Source organism: Candidatus Poribacteria bacterium (assembly GCA_021295755.1).
Lineage (GTDB): Bacteria > Poribacteria > WGA-4E > WGA-4E > PCPOR2b > PCPOR2b.
The window spans coordinates 1,820-11,117 of sequence record JAGWBT010000176.1; the positions used below are offsets into that span (position 1 = coordinate 1,820).

10 protein-coding genes are annotated in these 9,298 nt (G+C 48.2%); all 10 read left to right on the top strand.

Features of this window, described 5'->3' with window-relative positions; translation table 11 throughout:
- Positions 1-1,530, top strand: a 1,530-nt coding sequence (locus J4G02_20515) for a hypothetical protein (GenBank protein ID MCE2396910.1), incomplete at its 5' end; no start/stop codon positions are given.
- A gap of 53 nt (positions 1,531-1,583) precedes the next feature.
- On the top strand, positions 1,584-2,132 hold the full coding sequence (locus J4G02_20520) for a Uma2 family endonuclease (GenBank protein ID MCE2396911.1): 549 nt from the start codon (positions 1,584-1,586) through the stop codon (positions 2,130-2,132).
- 234 nt (positions 2,133-2,366) lie between these two features.
- Positions 2,367-2,900, top strand: coding sequence for a methylated-DNA--[protein]-cysteine S-methyltransferase (locus J4G02_20525; GenBank protein ID MCE2396912.1), 534 nt, complete (start codon positions 2,367-2,369; stop codon positions 2,898-2,900).
- A gap of 119 nt (positions 2,901-3,019) precedes the next feature.
- Positions 3,020-3,685, top strand: a complete 666-nt coding sequence (locus J4G02_20530) for a hypothetical protein (GenBank protein ID MCE2396913.1) — start codon at positions 3,020-3,022, stop codon at positions 3,683-3,685.
- A gap of 155 nt (positions 3,686-3,840) precedes the next feature.
- Entirely contained in the window at positions 3,841-5,190 is a 1,350-nt protein-coding gene (locus J4G02_20535; GenBank protein MCE2396914.1) for an AAA family ATPase, read from the top strand.
- Positions 5,191-5,192: 2 nt separating this feature from the next.
- Positions 5,193-5,621, top strand: coding sequence for a hypothetical protein (locus J4G02_20540; protein ID MCE2396915.1), 429 nt, complete (start codon positions 5,193-5,195; stop codon positions 5,619-5,621).
- A gap of 212 nt (positions 5,622-5,833) precedes the next feature.
- On the top strand, positions 5,834-6,295 hold the full coding sequence (locus J4G02_20545) for a transcriptional repressor (protein MCE2396916.1): 462 nt from the start codon (positions 5,834-5,836) through the stop codon (positions 6,293-6,295).
- A gap of 38 nt (positions 6,296-6,333) precedes the next feature.
- Positions 6,334-7,341, top strand: a complete 1,008-nt coding sequence (locus J4G02_20550; protein ID MCE2396917.1) for an NADP-dependent oxidoreductase — start codon at positions 6,334-6,336, stop codon at positions 7,339-7,341.
- Positions 7,342-7,547: 206 nt separating this feature from the next.
- The gene (locus J4G02_20555) at positions 7,548-8,591 is read left to right on the top strand and encodes a Gfo/Idh/MocA family oxidoreductase (protein ID MCE2396918.1); all 1,044 of its coding nucleotides are present in this window, start codon (positions 7,548-7,550) and stop codon (positions 8,589-8,591) included.
- Positions 8,592-8,612: 21 nt separating this feature from the next.
- A partial coding sequence (locus tag J4G02_20560; protein MCE2396919.1) for an aminotransferase class I/II-fold pyridoxal phosphate-dependent enzyme occupies positions 8,613-9,298 on the top strand: 686 nt, incomplete at its 3' end.

Consider the following 9,298-nt stretch of genomic DNA (forward strand, 5'->3'; position numbering starts at 1 on the left):
ATAGGCGATCAGGACCCCGAATTGAATACCGCTGCAGGTCTTGATGTCCGGTATCCTTTCTCAAGTGTGACGGTCGACTTTACGCTCAATCCCGATTTTGCGCAGATTGAGGCGGATCCGGATCTGGTCAACCTATCAGATATCCCACTCCGTTTTCCAGAGAAGCGTCCGTTCTTCTTGGAAGGAAACGAACTTTTCCAGACGCCGGTTGAGCTGTTTTATAGTCGCCGTGTCGAAGATCTTATGTATGGCGGGAAGGTGATTGGAAAACTGAGTGATTACAATTTTGCCTTCCTGAACGCACAGGCGGGCCCGGAAACCACAGCGTTCAAAACAAATTCACGGTTCAGCCAGTACCTTGATCGGGAAATCCTCACGCGGGATTTGCACGAGACCTTTGATAGGAATGACATCTCGCTTTCTGATATGGCTGCTGTTGCTGTTAGAGATAAAGCGGGCAAATGGCTGATAACAGATGCGATGGAAGAGAAACAGTACACTATCATAGAGCAAGGGGATCGGCTAAACGTTTACGAAGTGGACACAGATCAGTTACCGGCTGATGAATACAACTATTCCGTCTTTCGTGTGCAACGCGAACTCGGCAAGAACTCGTCGATCGGACTGTTAGGGGTGAACAAACAAGGTCAGAGTCTGTACGACCGAGCGTCGGGAATTGATGCCCGTTTTCGGCTGCCCGCCGATGTCAATCTCAATCTTGAATACGCTAGAGAGTGGAAGTCGGGTTTTGAGGGCGATGACCCTATCAGCGATGATATTATCTTCGCCGAATTTTCGCGTCGAGCGAATGTATTTTCTTTTGAGGCACGATATATCGACATCGGAGAAAATTTTGATGTGGAGACCGGTTTCATTCCGAGGACGGATCGGCGCGGGCTTGAGTTCACAACCCGGTACAATAAGCAGTACGCAGGGTTGGTACAACGCCTGCGCGGCGAGGGCGTCGTTGACCGTCTCTATAACCATGCAGGCGAACTGACCAACGAACGCTATCAGATTCGTGGGTTGATTGGGGTTAAGAATATCTTTGTTTTTACCGGTCCGGAATGGTATTATCACGTGGATGATGACGGTGTAGCTTATACGGATAGAGTGCTGAATTTCTTCACCGGTTGGTTTCCACCCAAGTGGGTTAGGGTTCGAAATTTTGGAACGATCGGCATCCGAGATGATAAAGATACTTTCTTCATTCGACCAGAGATAACGTTTCGCCCGACAGCGAAGCTAGACCTGGAACTGACCCTGCAGCGCTTGGTGGAGGATGGCGTTCTGGAACAGTGGACGCGTCGGTTCGCTATCAACTATCAATTCGCACAGCGGATGTTCTTCCGCTCCAGTGCAGAGTTTACGATTGATGACGAGCGACGGATTTTCGGGCTGTTTGCCTACGAATATCTGCCTGAAAGCACATTCTTTCTGGTCTACAATAATAATCTCGAAAAGGATGGCGACACGGAGCAGATTGTTTTTGTCAAGTTGTCACACCTATTAAAAGTTGGACTGTTTTAGAATACCGTAGGGGCACGGTAGAATCTCAACTTGGTTGGAAGGAGTTGATCGCGCTGCAATCGCAAGAAAGAATCACAGGGGAACAACTGCTTAAGATATCCTCCAAACTGATTGGACATGTCGAATTGGTAAGGGGAGGAATTATACAGATGGGCCCAGCAGGAGATATTCATGGCGAGTTGGCAATGATTCTTGGATCGTTGCTGCAAATATATGTTAAACAGAATGACCTTGGCAAGGTATATGCAGCAGAAACAGGATTTTACACTGCGCGAAATCCGGATACGGTCCGCGCTGCCGACGCAGCTTTCATTGCAAAACATAGGCTGCCTGAGAGCCCTTCTGACGGTTATCTGGAAATCGTCCCTGATCTGATAGTCGAAGTGGTTTCGCCATACGATCGACCGAGGGAAATCCTCGAAAAGGTCAATGAGTGCTTGGGAGCCGGTGTGAAATGTATCTGGGTAGTCTATCCAAAATCTCGTCAGGTTTACGTTTATAAATCTGATTCTTCCGTTGAAGTCCTCTCCGGAGACGATACCTTGATTGGTGACGATGTGATTCCGGGTTTTCAGTGCCCCGTTACCGAGCTCTTTGAATGACAAACCAAATTTTTAAGGAGGCAATTAGCCTGTGGATGCAAAGTTAAAAAAGATTCAGGTTACCCCTGTGAAATTCAACAAGGACGGCGATGTACAAAAAGAGGAATTTGCGACACTCACNCAGCGGCAGGAGGTTATGACCCTATTCGAGATGCTCAGTCGTGAGTGGGTGAGGATCGAAGTTGAGGGAGAGTCGATTCTAGCAGACGAAGGTTCCCAGCTTGGAGCTGCTGTATGACTATAACGAATTACACCTGCTTTGAATCATCATTTGGCTGGGTCGGCGTTGCGAAATCGGATCAGGGCCTCACTCGTGTTACCTTTGGCGCACCGACGGAGGTAGCCATAAAAGACCGTTTACGCAACGGTTCACACGGTAAGCGAGGTCTATATCCGCTGACCCGGAACACGCTTGATCCGGAACTGTTGGAAGCGGTAGAGTTGCTGACTAAATATTTCAATGGCGTGCCGGTGGATTTCGATATTAAACTCGATTTAGGTACTGGAACGCCGTTTCAGCAGCGTGTTTGGGAGACTGCTCTTCGGATTCCTTATGGCACGGTTCAAAGCTACGGTTGGATTGCGCAGGAGATTGGTAATCCGAACGCGATGCGAGCTGTCGGCGGGGCAATGGGTGCGAATCCGTTGGCGATTATCGTGCCATGCCACCGTGTCGTCCGTAGCGATGGTGGGCTCGGTGGTTATGCGGGAGGGTTACATTGGAAGCGGAAACTGCTTACCATGGAGCGAAAAAGTGAAGCGGTTTGAATGATCTGAGAAATTGAGAAGCGCAAATCCCGAGGCAAGCGTTTTAACAATAAATGTGCTCCTAGCAAGGACCGGCGCCGGGATTCGTCTAGTAATTATTGTAAGGAGACATTACATTAGTGAGATACCACACTAAGATATTAATTTGGGAGAATAAAAGACGGTTAAATAGACTGAGGGAATTCCGTTTCCTCATGATTCGATATTTCAATAACAGCCGGGTAGATTTTGGAGGTGGCAGGGTTGAAGAAAGTGCTGCAAAGGAAGCTAAGCGCGAAATCAATCGACTCAGGGAGGAAATACATTCCATCATTCTTAATTCAGGAATAGATCCACTGTTTTCTTGGACCCCACCCTCAGCGGTTGGAGGTGACGAAACCGAGATCGATCTAATTGAAGATATTTTTCATCTTGATCAATTTGATATAGGTCCGAACAATCTGCTGGCTTGCATAGATAGAGCCATTGAAAAATATGACTCCAGCCGCAAATCAACATTTGTCAGAACGCTCAATCCATTCTTCTACCTAGGACGGGTGCTTGATACAATTTCGGACCTGCCGTTTATTATCATTGGAATACTTGGCTTTAACCGACAAAAGATTAAAACGTCAGCAATAGGCAGGCTAGTTAAGGGCATTCTTTATTTAAGTATAATCGTAGCGGCAGTCTTTACGATATTGCATCTCTTGGGTTTTGTGGAACCAATTAAACAATCTGTGCATAAACTGTTGGTTCTAATAAAGAAAATTAACTTGGCGTTTGATTCTGACTCTGTCAGATGACGATAAACCCTAAATCCAACAGATGGGCGTTGAATGTTTATAGCACGTGCCAAGCAGACGGTAGAGATAGCCATTGAACAAGACGAACAAACCACTATCGACTATGGGAAAAAGGAAACGCAGGTCGAAGATTCTCGGAGCGGAGGGGTAACCCCATGAACATCACTCAATTCACAATGGAAGAGGTACGTTGCTTTGCCGGACACCAAGAGTTCAAGATTCGGCCCCTGACGTTTTTGGTTGGAGAAAATAGTACCGGCAAGACTACAGCGTTGGGGTGTTTTCAGGTGTTAGCGAATTATTTGGGAGGTGAGTCGGTACATTTTAATTCAGACCCCTATTCAATGGGAGTTTTTAGGGATATCGTCAGGAATAGTAAGAAAGAAGAGAAAGCGTTTGAACTTGGATTTACCTTTGGAGGGGAAAATGAAAATCTTGACTTTGTCGTTGAATTTGCTAAGAAAAAGGGAGGCTTTGAGCCTATTGTTAAGTCAATCACAATAAAATTCATTGATGGTGAAATGGTTTTGAGGAGATTTGACGACATAACAGAATGGCTTAGAGATGTACCCGTCAAAAAAGTTGGTGCGACTACGTGGAGGGAAGTTCCTAATATGCGTTTAGCCTCCTTTAACAAAGGTCGGAATCAGTATTGCGTAGATATGTATGCTGATTTTTTGGATCGTACTCCTTTCCCCTTTCTTTCTAATCGTTTTTCTCATGGAGGAGAAGGGGAAGATGCCTTAGTAAGCTTCTTAGGAAAAAAGGAAAAAGATATTGGAATTCCGTGGTGGCAGATTGGGGAACGGATAGCTGTATTTAGTGCCGCACCGATTCGTTCTCGTCCGAAGCGGACATATGACCCGACAAGGGAATTTTATGACCCTGAAGGGAGCCATGTGCCGATGCAGTTAATGCGGATGCAAGCGACTGAGAGAGGGAGATGGGAAGGCTTGAAAGAGCAGCTAATCGAATTTGGCAAGCGTTCGGGCATGTTTCAGAACATAGACGTTAAAAATCTCGGAGGGTCTATGGGTAACCCATTCCAGCTGAAAGTCAAGGTAAGGGGGCCCAATTCTAATATTGTTGACGTTGGTTATGGTGTCAGTCAAATTTTGCCAATTTTGGTAAATAGTTTAGATCCGCCGATTCGTCGGGGGCCACTGATGGAGAAGCCTTTCTTCTTATTACAACAGCCTGAAGTCCATCTGCATCCGAGGGCGCAGGCGGAACTCTCTTCTTTACTGGCTATGTCGAGCCAGTTTAGGTTGGGGTGTATTGTTGAAACACACAGCGATTATATGATTGATCGGGCGCGTATTGAAATTAGGAAAGGCAATATCCGTCCCGAAGATGTTTCGCTGATATACCTAGAGCCAAAAAGAAATGTTGTCAAGGTGCATAATATCAGTTTTGATAAGATGGGTAATATGGAGGGGGTGCCGCAACATTACAGAGATTTTTTTATGACAGAGTACCGCAGGCTTATGGGGTTTGAGGATTGATTATGTGTATTGTTGTGGATGCCAATATGTTTAGTGCATTTAAGGACACTACCAATGAGGATATGGAGCCTGTATGGAATTGGTTGAGGCAAAAGAATGGCAAAATCGCTTACTCGAATACAAAGAAATTTGAAGACGAATGGGAAAGAGGGGGAGTGACCGGTTTAATCAAGTTATTGAGACAATCTGGTCAACTAAAAGAGATACCGCCCCAAGAGGTGGAAGCAAAAGAGAGTGAACTAAACCGAACAGGCACAATTAGATCAAACGACCCACATATTATCGCGTTAGCTCTCATGGCAAACGTAAAAGTATTGGTGTCCAACGACAGGAGATTGCATGAGGATTTTAAGAATCGCGATCTGGTCGGCGGCAGCGTGTATCAGACAAAAAGCCATTCACGCCTACTGCGTAAAGATACTTGCCCTTAGTTGGGAACAACGCCGCAAAATGAGCTAAACCGTTCTAGGCTAACGCAGGCTAATGACCTGCGGGCACTGAAGAAGCATTATCGACAACTGGAAATCCAAGCAGCGAGCGCATTGAACGCCGCCTATAACAATCTAAAATCTACAATTTTATCCTTTAGCCCAAAAAAGCAAATCTCACTATTAATCGCCAAATAAATAAGGAGGTTCGTACCATGCAAGAAAACAAAGAACCGATTCAACCACAGATTATCCAACAATTCAGCAAATACCTTGAAAGCAACGCACTGCGCCTCACGTCGGAGCGGCGCAACATCCTTGAACAGGTCTTCGCTTACGACGATCATTTCCGCGCAGACGATCTGCTTATCCGCATGCGCCAAAACGGATATACCGCTTCGCGAGCGACAATCTATCGGACGTTGCCGCTGCTGGTCAAAAGTGGGCTGCTGACGGAGGTAATTGATGCGCAAAAACAATCCCATTATGAACATATCCATTCACGCCAAGAGCATGCCCATCTAATCTGCCTGCGATGTAGTAGTATCATTGAGTTCGAGAGTCCGGAGATCGATGCGCTCCAAGAAGAGGTTTGCAAAACACATCAATTCAAGCCGGTGAAATATAGAAATGAAATCTTGGGATACTGTGCCGAGTGCCAAAAAGATGGCATCTGATCTATTACCCAATCCCTTTTTGCGGAGGAAATATTGCAATGTCAAACGTCAATCGAAAATTTACGCTAGCTGCGAGGCCCGTTGGCTATCCAAAACCATCAGATTTTGACCTAGTAACCGAACCTATTCCCACTCCCGATGATGGCGAGGTACTTGTACGCACCAATTATCTGTCTGTGGACCCATATATGCGGGGACGCATGAATGATAGAGCCTCCTACGCCCCAAATGTACAGATCGGCGAAGCGATGGTCGGCAGCGTTGTCGGCGAAGTCATCGCTTCCAAAACCCCGGACTTTCAGGTGGGAGATATCGCTACAGGTGGGCTGGGTTGGCAGGAGTATGGGGTGTCCGATGGGGGCAATCTCCGGAAAGTGGACCCAACCCTCGCGCCCATATCGACATCTTTGGGGATTCTCGGTATGCCGGGCTTAACAGCCTATTTCGGCTTGTTGGAGATCTGTGACCCGCAGCCGGGAGAAACAGTTTTTGTGTCCGCCGCGGCGGGTGCGGTCGGTTCATTGGTAGGGCAGATTGCAAAGATAAAGGGTTGCCGCGCCGTTGGTAGTGCCGGCAACGACGGGAAGGTGGATTATGTCGTGGACGAACTTGGCTTCGACGCCGCGTTCAACTACAAAACCACCGATGATTACGGTGCAAAGTTAGCCGAGCAGTGCCCGGACGGGATCGACGTTTATTTCGACAACGTCGGCGGTGAGATCACCGATGCCGTCTTTCCCCTGATCAACGTGAAAGCGCGGGTGTCTATCTGCGGTCAGATCTCCCAGTATAATCTGGAAAACCCGGAACAGGGTCCTCGGTTCCTGTGGCACCTCATCGTCAAGCGGGCAAAGATCGAAGGATTCCTTGTCTTTGAATTTGCGGATAAACACGACGACGGGCTTAGACAGATGGCAGAGTGGATTCAGGCTGGACAACTGAAATACCGAGAAGAGATCACGGAAGGATTTGAGAGCGCCCCCGCTGCATTCATCGGGATGTTGAAGGGAAGTAATATCGGTAAGCAACTGGTCAAGGTCACCTAATTAACCCGAGTCGATAATAGTAGGGACATTCTATTCCGATAAATCGGGATTCAAACCAATATGCCCGAACCTATGTGAAAGTCGCCTATGCCGTCGGGACGAAATGAACTAGTGATCCCCTAACGAGTTTTTTACGCATTACGTATTACGCTTCACGTTTCACGATTCAAACAGACATCGAAACAACAAGTAGCAGTTCGTGCTAATTGAGGAAGGAATCAATAATCGGTTGTGGCGGCATTGCGAGGCTGCATGCACTCGGTTATCAAGGTGTCGAGGAGGTCGAAATTGTCGCTATCGCCGATCCGGTTGAAGACGCGCTGAACGATTTCGGGGAAAGTTACAACATCCAGACGCGCTACCTCGATCCCCGCGAGATGCTCGACAAAGAGAATCTTGATATTGTGAGCGTTGCGACATGGCACAGGCTCCACGCACCCATGACAATCGCCGCTTGCGCCCGGAAACCGAAGGCGGTGCTCTGCGAGAAGCCGATGGCGATCAATCTCGGCGAGTGCGACGAGATGTTGATTGCAGCGCAGCGAAACAACGTCAAGGTTGCTATCGCACATCAACGCCGATTCAACCCTGTCTGGACAGATGCCCGTCAGTTGATTGCCAACGGTGCGATAGGAGAGCCACGCCAAATTGTGTGTAAAGGCGGTCAAGGTCTCCTGAACGACTGCTCACATCTGTTCGATATGATGCGCTATGTCCTCGGCGATCCAGACGCTGAATGGGTCATGGGCAACATTGAACGCAAGACCGAACGTTATGAACGCGATATACCGATTGAAGATCGGAGCGCAGGAATTATTGGATTCCAAGGGGGCTGCATCGGACTGCTGCTTCAGGAGATTGCGGGTCCTAACTACCAAGGCGGGATTATCTACGGTTCCGACGGCATTATAGATCTGACCGAACAACGCGCCCTTTTGCTCAATAGCAAGCGGGCAGAGTGGGAAGACCGCCGAGCGGAGGGGGAAAATCCTTCCGTGGCACAGGTGCACGAACTAGTCTCGTGGATTGAAGGGCGAAGTGGGCATCGTGGCGAAGCGATACACGGACGTGCTGCTGTCGAGATTATCATGGCGATCTACGACTCCGCACGACGACATGAAGTCGTGCAGATGCCAGTTCGGACCCACGCTTCACCACTTGAGGTGATGATTGAGAACGGTGACTTGCCGGTCGAACATCCGGGCAGGTATGACATCCGTGCAATGTTACTCCGCGGGGAGTCAATGTAGCGGTAAGGTGGCGCAATTTACATGAAAAACGGATTATCAGCTTCAAAACCGATGCTCTCACACAAATCAACCTTGTTCACCGAATCGGTCATCCGGGGCATGACGCAGCTCTGCAACCGCTACGATGCAATCAACCTATCGCAAGGGACACCCGGATTTGAACCGCCCAACGAGGTCAAGGAAGCCGCGATTGATGCCATCCGGGAAGGGTACAATCAGTACAGCATCACTTGGGGGACACCGAGATTCCGTGAAGCGATTGCTCGCAAGGTTACAGCGTTTAACGGCATCCCGACAGATCCAGATCTCAACGTTACCGTCACCTGCGGCTCAACGGAGGGCATGATGTCATCGCTGCTAGCGATTATCAATCCCGGCGATGAAATCGTAATCTTTGAGCCGTTTTATGAAAACTACGGGCCCGACACAATTATCTCTGGGGCGACACCCATCTATGTGCCGTTGCGAGAGACACACTGCCCGGAGCGAGGTGATATCTTTACCTACGACCCCGATGAGCTGCGGAACGCTTTCAGCAAGAACACGAAGGCGATTGTTTTGAATACGCCCAGCAATCCGATCGGAAAGGTGTTCACCCACGAAGAATTGAAGGAGATCGCTTCTCTCTGCTGCGAGTTTGACAGCCTCGCTGTAACGGACGAGATCTATGAACATATGATCTACGATGAACGTCCGCATATCAGCAT

Bases quoted from the DNA above. Each gene is read 5' to 3' on its own strand.
- J4G02_20535 (MCE2396914.1), top strand. From the start codon at position 3,841: ATGAACATCACTCAATTCACAATGGAAGAGGTACGTTGCTTTGCCGGA.
- J4G02_20525 (MCE2396912.1), top strand. From the start codon at position 2,367: ATGACTATAACGAATTACACCTGCTTTGAATCATCATTTGGCTGGGTC.
- J4G02_20550 (MCE2396917.1), top strand. From the start codon at position 6,334: ATGTCAAACGTCAATCGAAAATTTACGCTAGCTGCGAGGCCCGTTGGC.
- J4G02_20545 (MCE2396916.1), top strand. From the start codon at position 5,834: ATGCAAGAAAACAAAGAACCGATTCAACCACAGATTATCCAACAATTC.
- J4G02_20540 (MCE2396915.1), top strand. From the start codon at position 5,193: ATGTGTATTGTTGTGGATGCCAATATGTTTAGTGCATTTAAGGACACT.